This window comes from Mycobacterium zoologicum (genome assembly GCF_020181635.2).
GTDB classification, from domain to species: Bacteria; Actinomycetota; Actinomycetes; order Mycobacteriales; family Mycobacteriaceae; genus Mycobacterium; species Mycobacterium zoologicum.
This window is the reverse complement of record NZ_JAYJJS010000014.1, coordinates 92,401-109,155: the sequence shown is the minus strand read 5'-3', so window position 1 is coordinate 109,155 and position 16,755 is coordinate 92,401. Positions and strand designations below refer to the sequence as shown.

General features: G+C 68.7%; 15 protein-coding genes and 1 pseudogene. 9 read left to right on the top strand and 7 right to left on the bottom strand.

Features of this window, described 5'->3' with window-relative positions:
* Window positions 1–17: 17 nt before the first annotated feature.
* Genes K6T84_RS13285 through modA form a run of 3 tightly spaced genes read right to left on the bottom strand, consistent with a single transcriptional unit; the run spans window position 18 to window position 2,692 of the window.
* Window positions 18–1,133, bottom strand: a complete 1,116-nt coding sequence (locus tag K6T84_RS13285) for a sulfate/molybdate ABC transporter ATP-binding protein (protein ID WP_224860124.1) — start codon at window positions 1,131–1,133, stop codon at window positions 18–20.
* 5 nt (window positions 1,134–1,138) lie between these two features.
* Window positions 1,139–1,930, bottom strand: a complete 792-nt coding sequence (locus K6T84_RS13280; protein WP_225401864.1) for an ABC transporter permease — start codon at window positions 1,928–1,930, stop codon at window positions 1,139–1,141.
* 6 nt (window positions 1,931–1,936) lie between these two features.
* Window positions 1,937–2,692: a molybdate ABC transporter substrate-binding protein gene (modA, locus tag K6T84_RS13275; RefSeq protein ID WP_225401863.1), complete on the bottom strand. Its 756-nt coding sequence runs from the start codon at window positions 2,690–2,692 to the stop codon at window positions 1,937–1,939.
* Window positions 2,693–2,795: 103 nt separating this feature from the next.
* On the opposite strand from modA, the gene K6T84_RS13270 reads away from it, so the two are divergent.
* Complete coding sequence (locus K6T84_RS13270) at window positions 2,796–3,467, top strand: SDR family oxidoreductase (protein ID WP_224860121.1); 672 nt, start codon at window positions 2,796–2,798, stop codon at window positions 3,465–3,467.
* Between the two features lie 118 nt (window positions 3,468–3,585).
* Window positions 3,586–4,972, top strand: a pseudogene (locus tag K6T84_RS13265) (NAD(P)/FAD-dependent oxidoreductase); the annotation flags it as partial.
* Between the two features lie 26 nt (window positions 4,973–4,998).
* On the opposite strand, the gene K6T84_RS13260 reads toward K6T84_RS13265, so the two are convergent.
* A complete protein-coding gene (locus tag K6T84_RS13260) occupies window positions 4,999–5,409 on the bottom strand; it encodes a PaaI family thioesterase (protein ID WP_224860119.1) in 411 nt (136 codons plus the stop codon).
* A 116-nt stretch (window positions 5,410–5,525) separates the two neighbouring features.
* Here K6T84_RS13260 and K6T84_RS13255 point away from each other — a divergent pair, with 116 nt between their 5' ends.
* From K6T84_RS13255 to gnd, 3 genes are read left to right on the top strand one after another with little or no spacing between them, the layout of a single operon-like run.
* Window positions 5,526–5,942, top strand: a complete 417-nt coding sequence (locus K6T84_RS13255) for a BlaI/MecI/CopY family transcriptional regulator (protein WP_224865598.1) — start codon at window positions 5,526–5,528, stop codon at window positions 5,940–5,942.
* A 14-nt stretch (window positions 5,943–5,956) separates the two neighbouring features.
* Window positions 5,957–6,895, top strand: a complete 939-nt coding sequence (locus K6T84_RS13250; RefSeq protein WP_224865597.1) for a M56 family metallopeptidase — start codon at window positions 5,957–5,959, stop codon at window positions 6,893–6,895.
* Window positions 6,896–6,948: 53 nt separating this feature from the next.
* Window positions 6,949–8,397 (top strand): NADP-dependent phosphogluconate dehydrogenase, encoded by a 1,449-nt coding sequence (gene gnd / locus K6T84_RS13245; protein WP_224865596.1) that lies wholly within the window; start codon window positions 6,949–6,951, stop codon window positions 8,395–8,397.
* On the opposite strand, the gene K6T84_RS13240 is transcribed toward gnd, so the two are convergent.
* Genes K6T84_RS13240 through K6T84_RS13230 form a run of 3 tightly spaced genes read right to left on the bottom strand, consistent with a single transcriptional unit; the run spans window position 8,394 to window position 11,440 of the window.
* Window positions 8,394–9,266, bottom strand: coding sequence for an alpha/beta fold hydrolase (locus tag K6T84_RS13240; protein ID WP_224865595.1), 873 nt, complete (start codon window positions 9,264–9,266; stop codon window positions 8,394–8,396). The two genes, gnd and K6T84_RS13240, sit on opposite strands and share 4 nt — an antisense overlap.
* Window positions 9,263–10,366: a histidine phosphatase family protein gene (locus K6T84_RS13235; RefSeq protein WP_224865594.1), complete on the bottom strand. Its 1,104-nt coding sequence runs from the start codon at window positions 10,364–10,366 to the stop codon at window positions 9,263–9,265. The genes K6T84_RS13240 and K6T84_RS13235 overlap by 4 nt, the downstream gene beginning before the upstream one ends.
* Window positions 10,367–10,378: 12 nt before the next feature.
* The gene (locus K6T84_RS13230) at window positions 10,379–11,440 is read right to left on the bottom strand and encodes a histidine phosphatase family protein (protein ID WP_224865593.1); all 1,062 of its coding nucleotides are present in this window, start codon (window positions 11,438–11,440) and stop codon (window positions 10,379–10,381) included.
* A 557-nt stretch (window positions 11,441–11,997) separates the two neighbouring features.
* On the opposite strand from K6T84_RS13230, the gene K6T84_RS13225 reads away from it, so the two are divergent.
* The 4 genes from K6T84_RS13225 to K6T84_RS13210 are packed head-to-tail and all read left to right on the top strand — an operon-like array spanning window position 11,998 to window position 16,721.
* Window positions 11,998–13,434 (top strand): GuaB1 family IMP dehydrogenase-related protein, encoded by a 1,437-nt coding sequence (locus K6T84_RS13225; protein ID WP_224865779.1) that lies wholly within the window; start codon window positions 11,998–12,000, stop codon window positions 13,432–13,434.
* Window positions 13,435–13,458: 24 nt separating this feature from the next.
* Window positions 13,459–14,805 carry a hemolysin family protein gene (locus K6T84_RS13220; RefSeq protein ID WP_224865592.1) on the top strand — a complete coding sequence of 449 codons (1,347 nt, stop codon included), beginning with the start codon at window positions 13,459–13,461 and terminating at the stop codon, window positions 14,803–14,805.
* Entirely contained in the window at window positions 14,798–15,847 is a 1,050-nt protein-coding gene (locus K6T84_RS13215; protein ID WP_224865591.1) for a hemolysin family protein, read from the top strand. Before K6T84_RS13220 ends, K6T84_RS13215 begins: the two co-directional genes overlap by 8 nt.
* Complete coding sequence (locus K6T84_RS13210; RefSeq protein ID WP_225401862.1) at window positions 15,840–16,721, top strand: 3-methyladenine DNA glycosylase; 882 nt, start codon at window positions 15,840–15,842, stop codon at window positions 16,719–16,721. Before K6T84_RS13215 ends, K6T84_RS13210 begins: the two co-directional genes overlap by 8 nt.
* The last annotated feature ends 34 nt before the right edge of the window (window positions 16,722–16,755 follow it).

Genomic DNA, 16,755 nt, shown 5'->3' with positions numbered 1-16,755 from the left:
GGCCCGCAAGGCGCAAGCTACCGCGCCTCGGGGTGTGTCGCGCGCAGGGTCACTTCCTGCGCTTTGACCCCGAACCAGACTGTCTGCCCGGGTGTCAGCCGCAGCTCAGCCGCGGCGTCCGCAGTGATGTCGGCGAGCAGGCCCGGTGACCCGTCCGGCTGTTCGGTCCCGCGTATCTGAATCACCCGGCCGCGGGCGTCCACTTCGGCCACCGTGACCCGGACCAGGTTGCGCGGACTGCCCGACGACGGCGGTTCCGGGTACACCGCCACCGCTTTGGGCAGGAAGATCGCGACCGCGCGACAACCTGCGGCCAGCTCGGCATCGGCGCTGCCCTGCCAACTGTCCCCCCAGTCGGTGCGCAGAACGCCGGCGTCATCAAGCACCCCGGACACCAGATTGAGGCCGGCCAGCAACGCCCCGAACCCGCTGCGCGGTGCGGCCAAAACCTCGGCGGTGCTGCCGATCTCGGCGACCCGGCCGGCCTCGATCACCACGACCTGGTCGGCCAGCGCAAACACATCCAGCAGGTCGTGGGTGACCAGCACCGTCGTGCGGCGCGTGGTGGCGACGACGTCGCGCAGCACCGTGCGTACCGTGGCCGCCGATCCGACGTCGAGCCCGGCCAGCGGTTCGTCGAGCAGCAACACGTCCGGCTCGGCGGCCAATGCCCGGGCTATGGCGACCCGCTGCGCTTGGCCGCCGGAGAGCCGGCGCGGCTTGCGGTCGGCCAGTTCCTCGGCGGCCACCGCACGCAACCAGGGCTGCGCGATCGCACGGGCCGGCGGCCGCCGCAGCTCGCCGAGACGACGGCGCCGCCGGCTGTGCGGCCCGAACGCCACGTTGGCCGCCACGCTCAGGTGCGGGAACAGCAGGGGCTCCTGCAACAGCAGCCCCACCCGACGATCCCGGGTGGCCACCTGCACGCCGGCACCGGTGTCGGTCAGCACCCGGTCACCGACCCGCACGCTGCCCTCGTCGGGCAGCAGCAGACCGGCGATCACGTGCAGCAGGGTGGATTTACCGGCGCCGTTGGGGCCCAGCACGGCCAGCACTTCTCCCGGTTCGACGGTAAGCCGGATGTCCAGGCCGCGCTCAGCCACCACGGCGTGCAATGTCAGCCGCTGCGCCATGGTGTTCACCGCACGCCGGCCAGCCGTCGGGCACCCAGACCCAACACCACGATCGCGGCCACGGCCACCAGCAGCAGGGACATCGCGGCCGCGGCGTCGGCATCGGTCACCCGCTGCAGGTAGATGGCCAGCGGCAACGTCCGGGTAACTCCCTCCCGGGAGCCGGCGAAGGTGAGCGTCGCCCCGAACTCCCCCAACGACCGCGCGAACGCCAGGACCGCACCCGAGATCAGCCCGGGCCACAGCAGCGGCAGGCTGACCCGCCACCACACCGTGCTCGGCCGCGCGCCCAGGGTTGCGGCCACCACCTCGTAGTCGGCGCCGACGGTACGGGCCGCACCTTCCAGCGCGATCACCAGAAACGGCAACGACACGAATGTCTGAGCCAGCACCACCGCGGTGGTGGTGAAGGCGATGTGGACCCCGGCCGCATCCAGGTAACGACCCAGCAGGCCCATCCTGCCGAAGGCGTACAGCAGCGCGATGCCGCCCACCACCGGCGGCAGTACCAGCGGCAGCAGCACCAGGGGACGCAGCACCTGCACCACCTTCGCGTGACTTCGCGCCAGCACCATCGCCATCGGTACCCCGAGCAGCACACACAGCGCGGTGCTGGCCGCGGCGGTCCGCAGACTCAACCCCAGAGCGGTCGTCGCCGACGGACTGCTGATCAGCGACCAGAAATGCGGCCAGTCAACCTTGACCGCGATGCCCACCAGCGGCAGGACCACGAAAGCGGCGCCGATCGAGGCGGGCACATACACCCAGCCCGGCAAGTCGGTGGGCCGGTTCGCCACTGGCGATCAGGGCTTACCGAAGCCGGCCGCGTCCAACACCTTCTGGCCCGCTTCGCCGGTGACCAGGTCGACGAAGTCGCGGGCCGGTCCGGCCTGCGGTGCGTCCTTGATCAGCGCTATCGGGTAGGTGTTGACGGCCTCGGCGGATTGGGGGAACTCGACGGTGGTGACCTTGTCGCCGGCGTTGATCGCGTCGGTGCGATAGACCACACCGGCATCGGCCTGGCCGGTGATGACCTTGTTGAGCACGTCGGTGACGTCGGATTCCTCACTGAGCGGCTCCAGCGTGACTCCGAGACTGTCCGCCACCTTGCGGGTGGCGGCTCCGCACGGCACCGGCGGTTGGCAGACCACCACGACGAGTCCGGGCCGGGTCAGATCGGCGAAAGAGTGCACCGCGTCCGGGTTTCCGGGCCGGGTGACGATCACCAGCGTGTTGGTGGCGAACGGCACCGCGGGACCGTCGAGCAGGCCGGCCTGGGCGACCTTGTCCATCTGCGTGGTGTTGGCCGAGGCGAACACGTCCGCACCCGCGCCCTGGGTCAGCTGGGTGGCCAGATCCGAGGAACCGGCGAAATTGAAATCCACGGACATGCCCGGGTGGTCGGTGCTGAATCGCTGGGCGATCTCGGTGAACGCCGGTTTCAACGACGCGGCCGCGAACACCGTGATGGTCGGCGTTTGGGGTGCCGAACTACAGCCCACCAGGCCGGCCGCCAGAACGCCCACCACCGCACCGATTACCGCCCGGGTCCGCCACATGGGTCGCACACTATCGAAGTGAGCTGCGCTGTCCGGCGCGCCCGGTGCCCACAAATCGGCTACTGTCCAGTAACATAGCTGCGAACACGAGGAGGTTCGACCGATGGATGTGCTGGTCACAGGTGGTGACACCGAACTGGGTCGTGCGGTCGCAGAAGGCTTCACCGAGGCCGGACATACCGTGACCCTGGCGGGTATGCGCGGCCCGGAACTCGAGATCGCCGCCAAGGAACTCGACGCTAACGCAGTCGTGTGCGACAACTCCGACCCGGCGAGCCTGCAACAGGCCCGCAGCCTCTTCCCACAGCACCTGGACACCATCGTCAACGTCCCGGCGCCGCGCTGGCACGGCGGAGACCCGCGCGCCTACACGCTGGCCGACCAGGCCTCCGCGTGGCGCAGTGCACTGGACTCCACGGTGCTCTCGGCGGTGCTCACGCTCGCGACCGTCGGCGACCACCTGCGGTCCGGTGGCTCGGTCATCTCGGTGATGCCGGAGTGCCCGGACGAGGGCGGACCCGACGCGGCCATCAAGGCCGCCCTGTCGAACTGGACCGCCGGGCAGGCAACCGCGTTCGGGACCCGCGGGATCACCGTCAACGTGGTCGCGGCCGGCGCCGGCATCCGCCCGGGTTACGACGGTCTTGTCAGCACCCGGCCGACGGTTGCCGCCGAGATCGCGCGCCTGGCAGTGTTTTTGACCACACCGTCGGCCCGGCACATCACCGGCCAGACCCTGCATGTCAGCCACGGCGCACTGGCTCAATTCGCCTGACCGCCACCTCAACAGGCAGGGAGTGGTTAATCCCACAACCAACGAATGCGGTGACCGCCGAGCGGGTCGACTAGCGTATCTGTGAACGCAGTCGCCGTTGAGGAGCAACCCGATTCCCATGAGTGCCCAGCCTGAAATCACTGCGCAACCGAACCGACGCCACCAGGTCGTCATTATCGGCTCTGGATTCGGTGGTCTGACCGCGGCCAAAAAGCTCAAGCGGGCTGATGTGGATGTCAAGCTGATCGCCCGCACCACCCACCACCTGTTCCAGCCCCTGCTTTATCAGGTGGCGACCGGGATTCTCTCCGAAGGCGAGATCGCACCGTCCACCCGCGTGGTGCTGCGCAATCAGCGCAACGCGCAGGTCCTCCTGGGCGACGTCACCGGCATCGACCTGGCCGGACAATTCGTCACCTCCGAGGTGCTCGGCCACACCTACAACACCCCGTACGACAGCCTGATCATCGCCGCCGGCGCGGGCCAGTCCTACTTCGGCAACGACCAGTTCGCCGAGTTCGCGCCCGGCATGAAGACCATCGACGACGCCCTCGAACTGCGCGGCCGCATTCTGAGCGCGTTCGAGCAGGCCGAACGTTCCAGCGACGCCGCGCGCCGCGAGAAGCTGCTGACGTTCACGGTGGTCGGCGCGGGCCCCACCGGCGTCGAGATGGCCGGGCAGATCGCCGAGTTGGCCAACTACACGCTCAAGGGCGCGTTCCGCAACATCGATTCGACCAAGGCGCGGGTCATCCTGCTCGACGCCGCCCCGGCCGTCCTGCCGCCGATGGGCGAGAAACTGGGCATCAAAGCTTCCGAGCGGCTGCAGAAGATGGGCGTGGAGATCCAGCTGGGCGCCATGGTCACCGATGTCGACCGCAACGGCCTGACTGTCAAGGACGCCGACGGCACCACCCGGCGCATCGAATCCCAGTGCAAGGTGTGGTCCGCAGGCGTCTCGGCCAGCCCGCTGGGCCGCGACCTCGCCGAGCAGTCCGCCGTCGAACTCGACCGGGCCGGGCGGGTCAAGGTTCTGCCCGACCTGTCCGTCCCGGGCCACCCGAACGTCTTCGTAGTGGGCGACATGGCGGCCGTTGACGGAGTCCCGGGTATGGCCCAGGGCGCCATCCAGGGCGCCAAGCACGCGGCCAGCACTATCAAGGCCGAACTCGGCGGCGCCGACCCGGTCGACCGCGAACCGTTCCAGTACCTGGACAAGGGCTCGATGGCCACGGTGTCGCGATTCTCCGCGGTCACCAAGATCGGCCCGCTGGAGTTCAGCGGCTTCCTGGCCTGGCTGGCATGGCTGGTGCTGCACTTGGTGTACCTGGTCGGATTCAAGAACAAGATCAGCACCCTGCTGTCCTGGAACGTGACGTTCCTGAGCACCCGGCGCGGGCAGCTCACGATCACCGAGCAGCAGGCCTTCGCCCGGACCCGCCTCGAACAGCTCGAGGTGCTGGCCGCCGAGGCCCAGCGCGGCGTCGAACGCGCGATCAGCTAGCGGCGGTCGCAAGCGCGGCGGAGCCGCTCAGCCCGACAGGTTCTGCAACCGGACCTGGCCGCGGGCGATCATCCGCTGGTCGGCGTCGGTGATGGTCACCAGCCACAGCTGCTGACGGCGGCCTCGGTGAATCGGGGTGGCCGCGGCGAACACCGTTCCCGATGAGACCGCCCGCAGGAAATCGGTGTTGTTGTTGACCCCCACCACCGTGGCGCCCGGGTCGCCGTTCTGGGTAAGCCAGGTGTGCGCGGAGACGCTCGCCACGCTCTCGACGATGGTGCAGTACACACCGCCGTGCACGATGCCCGCGGGCTGGTGCAGCTTGGGTGTCAGCTCCAGGCTTGCGCGCGCACCGTCCGGGCTGATCTCGGTGAAGGCCAGGCCAATGCCGTGGTCGAACGGTGCGATGGGTATCGGTGTCGAGTCGGAGGCGGGCATCTCATGGTTCTACACGACGGCTCACCGGCGCCGCAGCAGACCCACAGCCGGCGATACGACAGTCCGTAGTAATTGGGAGTAGGCTTGCGGCATTGCCCAGGGGAGTTGATCAGGACATGTCCAAGCAGACCCACCTAGGGGATTTGGAGCGGGCGGTGATGGACCATCTGTGGTCCGCCCCGGAATCCCAGACCGTGCGTCAGGTCCACGAAGCGCTGTCGGCGCGGCGCGACCTGGCCTACACCACGGTGATGACTGTCCTGCAGCGGCTGGCCAAGAAGAACCTGGTATCGCAGATCCGGGATGACCGTGCGCACCGCTACGCACCGGTCCGCGGCCGCGACGAGCTGGTCGCCGGGCTGATGGTCGAGGCCTTGGATCAGGCCGCCGACTCCGGTGACCGCAGGGCCGCTCTGGTGCACTTCGTCGAACGTGTCGGCCTGGATGAGGCCGAGGCACTGCGCCGCGCGCTCGACGAACTGGAAGCCAAACACCGCGTCGATGTCTCGATTGGCAGTCGACGCACGTCCTGAGGGAGACTTGCCGCGTGTCCGCGCTGGCCTTCACCATCCTCGCTCTGCTGCTCGTAGGGCCGGTGCCGGCCCTGCTGGCGCGCGCAGACTGGCCGTTGCGTGCTCCGCGGGCCGCGGTGGTGCTCTGGCAGGCCATTGCGATAGCCGCCGTGCTGTCGGCATTCAGCGCCGGAGTCGCGACCGCCAGCCGCCTGCTGGTGCCGGGCCCGGACGGGCGGCCCACCACCACCATCCTCGGCTCCATCGACCGCCTGGGCTGGCCGCTGTGGAGCTTCTACACCGCGGTCTCGGCGCTGACCCTGCTGCTCGGTCTGCGTCTCACGGTGGCGGTGCTGCAGGTCGCCGTGGGCACCCGACAGCGGAGGGCCCGCCACCGGATGCTCGTCGACCTGGTCAGCATCGCCGACGCGGTCTCGACGGTGCGGACCGGCGGCCTACGGGTTCTGCAGGTGATGGAGCCGCTGGCCTACTGCCTGCCCGGCGTGCGCAGCCGGGTGGTGTTGAGTTCGGGGGCTCTGCAGGCACTGGGCGACGCCGAGCTGGCGGCGCTGCTCGGCCATGAGCGGGCCCACCTGCGTGCCCGCCACGATCTGGTGCTCGAGGCGTTCACCGCGGTGCACACCGCGTTTCCGCGGTTCGTGCGCAGCCGCAACGCCCTGGATGCGGTTCGGCTGCTGGTCGAGCTGCTGGCCGATGACGCCGCCGTGCGGATCGCTGGCGCTCCTCCCCTGGCCCGTGCCCTGGTGACGTGCGCATCGGCCACCACCCCCGTCGGTGCGTTGGCCGCCGGCGGCCCCAACACGGTGCTGCGGGTGCAGCGTCTGTCCGGCGGGGGCAACAGTCGCGCGGTGGCCGCCGCCGCCTACGCCGCCGCCGCCGGGGTGCTCACGGTCCCCACTATCGCGCTGGCGGTACCGTGGCTGACCGAACTACATCGACTTTTCGCGGGGTAACCCACGCCGCCCGGCGTGCCGCGCAACCGATCTACCTACTGAAAGGCGAATGTATGAGCGCGTCGGAAGTTGTCGGCACCGCCCAGATCGGCGTGACCGGTCTGGCCGTGATGGGGTCCAACATCGCGCGCAACTTCGCCCGGCACGGCTACACCGTGGCACTGCACAACCGCTCGATCGCCAAAACCGACGCACTGCTGAGCGCGTACGGCTCCGAAGGGTCGTTCGTACGCACCGAGTCGATCCCGGAATTCCTTGCCGCACTTGAGAAGCCACGCCGAGTGCTGATCATGGTGCAGGCCGGCGCGGCCACCGACGCCGTCATCAACGACCTGGCCGACGCGATGGAGCCCGGCGACATCATCATCGACGGCGGCAACGCGCTCTACACCGATACCATCCGTCGAGAGAAGGCGATGGCCGCCCGCGGGCTGCATTTCGTAGGCGCCGGCATCTCCGGTGGCGAGGAGGGCGCGCTCAACGGGCCGTCGATCATGCCGGGTGGCCCGAAGAAGTCCTACGAGTCGCTGGGCCCGCTGCTCGAAGAGATCTCCGCCCACGTCGACGGGGTGCCGTGCTGCACCCACATCGGCCCAGACGGCGCCGGGCACTTCGTGAAGATGGTGCACAACGGCATCGAATACTCCGACATGCAGCTGATCGGCGAGGCCTACCAGCTGCTGCGCGACGCGGTCGGGCTCGCCGCCCCGCAGATCGCCGAGGTGTTCACCCAGTGGAACACCGGTGAGCTGGACTCCTACCTGGTCGAGATCACCGCCGAGGTGCTGCGCCAGGTCGACGCCAAGACCGGCAAGCCGCTGGTGGATGTGATCGTCGACGAGGCGGAACAGAAGGGCACGGGACGCTGGACGGTCAAATCCGCACTGGACCTTGGTGTTCCGGTCACCGGCATCGCCGAGGCGGTGTTCGCCCGCGCACTGTCGGGCTCGGTGCCCCAGCGCCGCGCCGCGGCCGGTCTGGCCGCCGGAGTTCTGGGCGCGCGGCCCGACGACGCGGCCCGGTTCACCGAGGATGTCCGTCAGGCGCTGTATGCCTCCAAGATCGTCGCCTACGCACAGGGTTTCAACCAGATCCAGGCCGGCAGTGCCGAATACGGCTGGAACGTCACCCCCGGTGACCTGGCGACCATCTGGCGTGGTGGCTGCATCATCCGTGCGAAGTTCCTCAACCGCATCAAAGAGGCCTTCGACACCTCCCCCGATCTGGTCAGTCTGCTGGCCGCGCCGTATTTCCGCAGCGCGGTGGAGGCGGCCATCGACTCCTGGCGGCGAGTGGTGATGACCGCGGTCGGCCTGGGCATCCCCGCTCCTGGCTTCTCCTCGGCGCTGGCCTACTACGACGGTCTGCGCACCGAACGACTCCCGGCGGCCCTGACCCAGGCCCAGCGCGACTTCTTCGGCGCCCACAGCTACGGGCGGGTGGACACACCCGGCAAGTTCCACACGCTGTGGAGCGCGGACCGCAGCGAAGTCCCCGTCTAGACCAACAGGCTGCGCACCGCCTCGGTGAAGGCCTGTGGATCCTCCACCTGCGGATAGTGCCCTAGCCCGGGCAGTTCGACGACGTCGGCGGCCGGGCGCAGCTCCCGCAGACCGTCGAGCACGTTGGTGGTGGCCACCGGATCGCCCAGGCCCCATACGAAGCCCAGCGGTTTGGGCCAGTCGCGCACCGCGCCATGCCAGCGGCCGGCGTAGCGCACCCGCTCGTCGAGGTAGGCCGAGAGCAGATGCGCGATCCGATGGCCGCCGTTGTTGGTCAGCAACGCCCATTGGGCGGCCGCCTCCTCCCGCGACAGCGGATGCTGCGGACTGAACAACCGGCCGAAGCTGCGCTCGAAACTGCTCCGGTTCGTCAACCGGGCCGCCACCGGGCCGAGCGGACTGCGCAGCACCTTCTGAATGGGCCGCAGGCTGGCCCGCTCCAGGATCACACTGCCGTTGGACAGCACGGCGCTGCGCAGATCGAACGGCAGCGTGCCGTCGATGTCGCGGGCCAGCAGCTCGGTGGTCACCGAGGTGCCCATGTCGTGGGCGGCCAGCACCACCGGGCCCGCGCCTGTCGAGGCCACCACTTCCTGCACCAGATCCGCCTGCTCCAACAGGCTGTAGCGATGCGGCCGCGGCTTGTCGGACAGGCCGAAGCCGAGAAAGTCCATCGTCAGCCAGGACCGACCGGCCAGCCGCGACACCACCGACCGGAAGTCGTAGGAACACGACGGAAACCCGTGCAGTAGAACGATCCTCGGCCCGTCGCCGGCACTCGACCGAACGAACACCCGGCCCGCGGTGGTTGAAATCCACCGGCCACGGTCGCGCCAGTCACGCACACTGGGCGGCAGGTCTACCGTCATATCCAGGCCAGCAGATCACCCAGGGCCGAGCCGGTCTCGTCGCCGGCACCGAGGTTGGACAATGCGTCGGTGATGTCGGTGAACACCGCCTGCGGGAAGCCCAGGAACGTCGAGGCGATGTCTTGCAGGCCGGTCTGCAGCGCATCGTCGATCGCGGTCGGATCGCCGCCGAGCAGCGCCTGGTAGAGGTTCCAGCCGGCGACCTGCGGCGTGGTGATCAGGTCACGCACGTCCATGATCAGCTTCGTCAGCAGTCCGGGATCTTCCGGGACGGCGACGCCGTTCCAACTGACCAGGGTCCAGCCGTCGGTGGGGTTGCCCTCGATCTGCACGACGCCGGTGTTGGGCAACAGCGGAGATCCGTCGTCGTTGGCGAACATCGTCTGCAGCGTCAGCGGCAGCAGCAGTGAGATGTCGGGATTCTTGACGTTCAGCGCCACCCAGGCCGCGATGTCGGCTTCGTTGTTGAACGCCACGGCGGTGATGTCGCCGTTGTCGCTGACGACCGGGTTGGCCATCGCGGCGGTGTACATCGTGTTGACCGCTTCGGTGAAGTTCTGGTTCATCACCACGCCGTTGGGATCCTCGACCGAGCCCGGGATCGGCACCAGCACCAATCCGAACAGGGTCCACAGCATCGGCGTGAACTGGTAGAGAAAGCCCGACAGACTGGCGATCGGCTGCCCGGCGTAGATGCCGCTGTCGATCTCGTTGAGGCCGGACAGGATCTGCGGCGTCATGTTCTCCAGCTCGGCGAACGGCGTGGCGGTGTCGATGTCACGGATCGCCTCGCCGGAGAAGATCCCCGAGACCGGACCGAGCTCGTCGAACAGCTTCTGCCCGATGTCGTGCGCCTGTTGCACGCCCAGGTCACTCAGCGGCGGCCCCGGATGGTCCGGCGACGGGGTGATCACGTCGTTGAACGGCGGCATCCGCTGGCCGTGCCGCACGATGTCGATCACGATGTCTTGAGCTTCGCCGCTGGTCAGGATCGCATCGCGAACCGCCACGTCGGCGTGCGCGGGCGCCGGGGTGCCGATGACACCGGCGCCGACGAGGACGATGCCTGCGGCCACCGGCCAGGTCGAGTTCGTCTTCATGGCGACCAGCTCCTATCCGAGATTTCCGAGGGCGTCGGCGATGTCACTGAAGACCGCGCCGGGGAACGCGGCCAGCGACGAGCTGAACTGTTCGAAGCCGGCCTGAATCACGTTCATGATGTTCGTCTGATCGCCGTCGAGGACGGCCTCCCAGGTGTTCCAGAGCGCCGCTTGCGCCGGCAGCATCACGTCCCGCACGTCGACGAACAGCGCGGTCAGCAGATCCGGATCGGCGGGGATCTCGTGCCCGTCCCAACTGACCAGCGTCCACCCGTCGGTGGGGTTGCCCTTGACTTCGACGACGGCGGTGTTGGGCAGGAAAATGCTCGTCTCCCCGTTCGGGACACTGCGCGCTTCGGTGATGAGGTTCAGGAAGAAGGGCAGATCGGGGTTTTTGACGTTCTGCATCACCCAGGCGAAAATTGACGCCGTGCTGCTGAACGCCACATCGGTGAGCTGACCGTTGTCGCTGACCACCCCGCTGTCCAGCGCGTGGTCGTACATCGTCTGAACACCGTCGGTGAACCGTTCGTCGAGAACCACCCCGTTGATGTCGTGCGAGCCCGGACCCTGCACCAGCGCCAATCCCAGTGGTGCCCCCAGCGCCCACGCGGCGACGGTCATGAAGGCCATGCGGCCGCCGAGACTTTCGATCGGGTCGAGCGCGTAGATGCCACTGTCGACCTCGTTGAGCTGGGGCAATATCTGCGGCGTCATGCCCTCCAGGCCGGCGAACGGCGCGGCGGTCTCGGTAACCCGCACACCCTCCCCGGAGAAGAGGCCGGCAACCGGGCCGAGTGCGTCGAAGAGTTGGTTGCCGACGGTGTGCGCCTGTTGCTGGCCGAGGTCACTGAGCGGAGCCCCGGGATGATCCGGGGAGGGGGTGAGCATGTTTTCGTACGGCGAGATCATTTCTGCGTGCCGGACGAAGTCGATGACGACGTCCTGCGCCGTGAGCGCGATATCGCCGACGTGGGTGGCCGATGTGGCCGAAGCGGTCGGAACGGGGACGGCGGCGATACCGCCGGCCAGCGCGGCGCCGACGGTGACCGACATGATCTGGCGTAACTGCATGGTGCAAACCTCTCTGGCGGAGCGTTCGTCACTCAGTGATCTGTAAGTTTTTGGTTGCGCCGACGAAGCGTGGTCAGTTAACCGGCTGGCTGCGACGCAACAGCGGGCCGCATCGATCCCGCGAGGGATGAGACGCCACCCGCCGACGCGCCGGACCCCGTCCGCTGCCGACGATCCGGTCGGGACTCCCGAGGTGGCGCAAATCCGGACGACAGTCCCATAACCATCCGAATTCCGTTAAGGGAAAAGGCAATTCATGCAGGTTGACTACGAGCCGCGCTGACGCCAGGGTCGGTGCAACTTACGCTGCAGATAACCTTCGAGTTCGTAGCATCGCCATCCGGCGATCAGCTCGGTTCGCGCGATACCGGGAGCCGTGACGCGGGCCTGGAGGATCTCACTCGATCGGCCGCAGCTAACCATCATCTGTGCTCCCCTGAACGACGGTATGAGCTTACCGGACGATATGGCTGTGAGGAAGATCAATTTTCAACGTGTCGCGGCCACCCGCGCGGCAGGTGGTGTTCACCGGCGCGCTGGCGGTACCGTGGCGCGGGATGAGATTCTCCGGCGGTTACGAGCAGAACTACGATCTGACCTACGACGACGTCTTCATCATTCCCGGCCGTTCGGCGGTCTCGTCGCGGCTCGACGTCGACCTGTCGACCCGTGACGGCTCGGGAACCACGATTCCGGTGGTGGTCGCCAACATGACCGCCGTTGCCGGCCGGCGCATGGCCGAGACGGTGGCCCGGCGCGGGGGCATCGTGGTGCTCCCCCAGGACCTGCCGCTCGATGTCGCCCGGCGAACAGTGGCCTTCGTCAAGAGCCGTGACCTGGTTGCCGACACCCCGGTGGTGCTGTCCGGCGAGGACTCGGTGGCCGATGCGATGGCGCTGATCCCCAAACGCGCGCACGGCGCGGCCGTCGTCGCCGTGGACGGCCGCCCGACCGGCCTGGTCACCAGGGCCTGCTGCGAGGGTGTGGACCGATTCACCCGGGTCCGCGACGTTGCGGTGGCCGACCTGCTCAGCGTCCCGATCGGCACCGAGGCCCGCAAGGTGTTCGACCTGCTCGAGCACGCTCCGGTGGACCTGGCGGTGCTGACCAACCCCGACGGGACGCTGGCCGGGGTGTTGACCCGCAAAGGCGCGATCCGCACCGGGATCTACACCCCGGCCACCGATGCAGACGGCCGGTTGCGCATCGCCGCCGCGGTCGGCATCACCGGCGAGGCGACGACCCGGGCGGTCGCGCTGCTGGAGGCCGGGGTGGACGTGCTGGTGATCGACACCGCCCACGGCCACCAGGAGAAGGCGCTGGAGACCATTCGCGCGGTCGCCGCCCTGCGGCCCGGCGTGCCGCTGGTGGCCGGCAACGTCGTATCGGCCGAGGGGACCCGGGACCTGATCGCCGCCGGGGCCGACATCGTCAAGGTCGGTGTGGGACCCGGTGCCATGTGCACCACCCGGATGATGACCGGCGTAGGCCGGCCGCAGTTCTCCGCTGTGCTGGAATGCGCCGCGGCGGCGCGTGAGAACGGTGCCCACGTGTGGGCCGACGGCGGGGTACGCCACCCCCGCGACGTCGCGCTGGCCCTGGCTGCGGGGGCCTCGAACGTCATGGTCGGCTCCTGGTTCGCCGGCACCTACGAATCCCCGGGCGAGTTGATGGTCGACCACGACGGACGGCCCTACAAGGAGAGCTTCGGCATGGCCTCCAAGAGGGCGGTGGCGGCGCGGACCTTCGCCGACAGTGCATTCGACCGCGCCCGCAAATCACTGTTCGAGGAAGGCATCTCGACGTCACGGATGGCGCTGGACCCCGACCGCGGCGGAGTCGAGGACCTGCTGGACCACATCACCTCCGGTATCCGCAGCACCTGCACATACGTCGGCGCCGCCGATCTGGTCGACCTGCACGAGCGCGCCGTTTTGGGGGTCCAGTCCGCGGCCGGTTTCGCCGAGGGCCATCCCCTGCCTTTCGGCTGGTAAGACACGCGCGGCTATGAGCATCCGATGAGCCTGACCCTCACTGTCGCCACCCTGCTGGCGTTCGTGGTGCTCACACTGGGCACCGCGGTGTTCGTCGCCGCCGAGTTCTCGCTGACCACCCTGGAGCGCAGCGCGGTCGAGGCCAACGCCCGCCGCGGTGGGCGCCGCGACGTCTACATCCAACGGGCGCACCGGACCCTGTCGTTTCAGTTGTCCGGCGCGCAGTTGGGCATCTCCATCACCACGCTGGCCACGGGCTATCTGGCCGAGCCGGTGCTGGCCCGGTGGCTGCGTCCCGCCCTGGAGGCGGTCGGGCTCGGCGAGCGAACCGCCGCCGGCGTGGCGTTGTTGCTGGCGCTGGTGATCGCCACCTCGCTGTCCATGGTCTTCGGCGAGCTGGTGCCTAAGAACCTGGCCGTGGCGCGCCCGCTGCCAACCGCTCGGGCGGCGGCCGGGCCGCAGCTGATGTTCTCCCGGCTGTTCACGGTCGCGATCAGGCTGACCAACGGGACCGCGAACCTGATCCTGAAGCGTCTGGGCATCGAGCCCGCCGACCGGCTGGCCTCGGCTCGCTCCCCGCGGGAGCTGGCGTCGCTGGTACGCAATTCGGCGCGCAGCGGCGCGCTCGATCCGAGCACCGCCGCGGTGGTCGAAGGGTCGCTGCGGTTCGGCGCCCTGACCGCCGAGGAGCTGATGACGCCGCGCTCCAAGATCGTCAGCCTGCAGGCCGGCGACACGGTCGCCGACCTGGCCGCAGCAGCCATCGACACCGGGTTCTCCCGGTTCCCGGTGGTCGACGGCGACCTCGACGCCACCGTCGGCATCGCCCACGTCAAGCAGGTTTTCACCGTGGCGGTCGCGGATCGGGCGACCACCCCGGTCACCACCGTCGCCGAACCGGTGGCGGTGGTGCCGTCGACGCTGGACGGCGACGCGGTGATGGAAGAGATTCGGACCAATGGCCTTCAGGCGGCCCTGGTCGTCGACGAGTACGGCGGCACCGCCGGCATGGTCACGATGGAGGATCTGATCGAGGAGATCGTCGGCGACGTCCGCGACGAGCACGACGACGCCGCGCCGGACGTGGTCGCCGCCGGCGGCGGCTGGCAGGTGTCGGGTCTGCTGCGCATCGACGAGGTGGCCAAGGCCACCGGCTACCGCGCTCCGGAAGGCTCTTACGAGACCATCGGCGGGCTGCTCCTCCAGGAGCTCGGCCACATTCCGGAAGCTGGGGAAACCGTCGAACTGACCGCCTTCGAGCCCGACGAGCGCTCCGCGCACCCGCCGCGCTGGCTGGCCCGGGTGGTGCGGATGGACGGCCGGCGCATCGACATGCTGGTGCTCACCCAACTGGGTGCGGGCGATGGCTGACCTGTTCAACCTCGCGTTGACCCTGCTGCTGATCGCGGCGAATGCCTTCTTCGTCGGCGCCGAGTTCGCCCTGATCTCCGCGCGACGGGACCGGCTGGAGATTCTGGCCGAGCAGGGCAGGCAAAGCGCGGTCACGGTGATCCGGGCCGGCGAGCAGCTGTCGCGAATGTTGGCCGGGGCGCAACTGGGCGTCACAGTGTGCTCGATTCTGCTCGGCCGCATCGGTGAGCCGGCCGTCGCCGACCTGCTCGAGCCGGTGTTCCGGCTGGTGGGCATCCCGGACGCGCTGCTGCACACCGTGGCGTTCATCGTCGCGTTGACGATCGTGGTGACATTGCATGTGCTGTTCGGCGAGATGGTGCCCAAGAACATCGCCCTGGCGGGCCCGGAGACCGCGGCGATGCTGCTGATTCCGCCGTACCTGGTCTACATGGCGGCTGCCCGGCCGTTCATCGTCTTCTACAACTGGTGTGCCGGTGTCACGCTGCGCGCGGTACGGGTGCAGCCCAAAGACGAGCTGGAGATCACCGTGTCCACCGTCGAGCTCAGCGAGATGATCGCCGAGTCGGTGTCGGCGGGGCTCTTGGATCTCGAGGAATACACCCGCTTGACCCGCGCCCTGCAGATCCGCACCCGGGTGGTGGCCGACGTGGCGGTACCGGTCGCCGACATCCGGTCGGTGCCGGCGGCCGCAGTAGGCCGCGGGCCGACGGTGGCCGCCGTCGAACAGGCCTTCGCGCAAACCGGTTACTCGCGGTTCCCGGTCGTCGACCGGGGCGCCTACGTGGGCTATCTGCACATCAAGGACGTCCTGGCGCTGGGAGACGGCCCCGACTCCGTGGTCGACATCGCCGCGGTCCGTCCGCTGCCCCGGATGCCCGCGTCGCTGCCGCTGGCCGACGCCTTGTCGACGTTGCGGCGCAGCAACAGCCATCTGGCCCTGGCGCTCGGTGACGACGGCGCGGTGGTGGCCATGGTGGCCCTCGAAGATCTGGTCGAGGACGTCGTCGGCACCGTCCGCGACGGGACACACCGTGTCTGACCTGGCAGAACCGCCGCTGAAGCCACGGGAGTGGCAGGCCCGGGCCGACGCCTACCGGCTGCGCCTGGAGACCTTCCTCGCCCCGCATCTGCAGCGCATCGCCGCCGGGGACCCGGTGCCGAAGTTCCTGTTCAGCTACTACAGCCTGCGACCACGGCAGCTGCGGAATTGGAATCCGGGGTTCGGCGTGGCCTTGTCGGGGGCGACGGCAGTGCGAGACTTTGCCGGCCGTCGCGGCTACGAGGCGGCCGATGGGCAGGTCAGGGTCACCGAGGACTTTCTGCGTGAGCGGACCGACACCGTGAGCTTCATCGCAGGACTGTTGCGGGCCACCGCCGGCCGGCCGGCCCAGCTGAACTGCTTCGGTCTGCACGAGTGGGCGATGCTGTATCGCGGTGACGAGGTCCGCCACGGCCACGTCCCGCTGCGGATGTCCGCGACCGAACTCGATGCGGTGGTGGAGGCGACACCGTTGCGCTGCACGCACTTCGACGCCTTCCGGTTCTTCACCCCCGCGGCGACGCCACGCAACGCCGGAACACCGAGCCGGGAAACCCAAATCGCTTGGGAACAGCCAGGTTGCCTGCACGCGAACATGGATCTGTACAAGTGGTGCTACAAGCTGGGTCCGCTGATCGACTCCGAGCTGCTGTTGGACTGCCTGGAGTTGGCTGCGGCCGCCCGCGAAGTCGACATGCGGGCCAGTCCGTATGACCTGATCGGCTGCGGCTATTCGCCCATCACCGTTGAAAACGCCACCGGCCGCGCCGAATACGTTCGCTGTCAAACGGCGATCATGCGCCGCGCCGAGCCGCTGCGAGCCGCCCTGCTGAAACGGTGTGACCTGCTGCTGACGTTCGCCGAATGCGAGTAGAGCGGCCGTCGGCCGGTAAGGTGGTAGGTCGGCT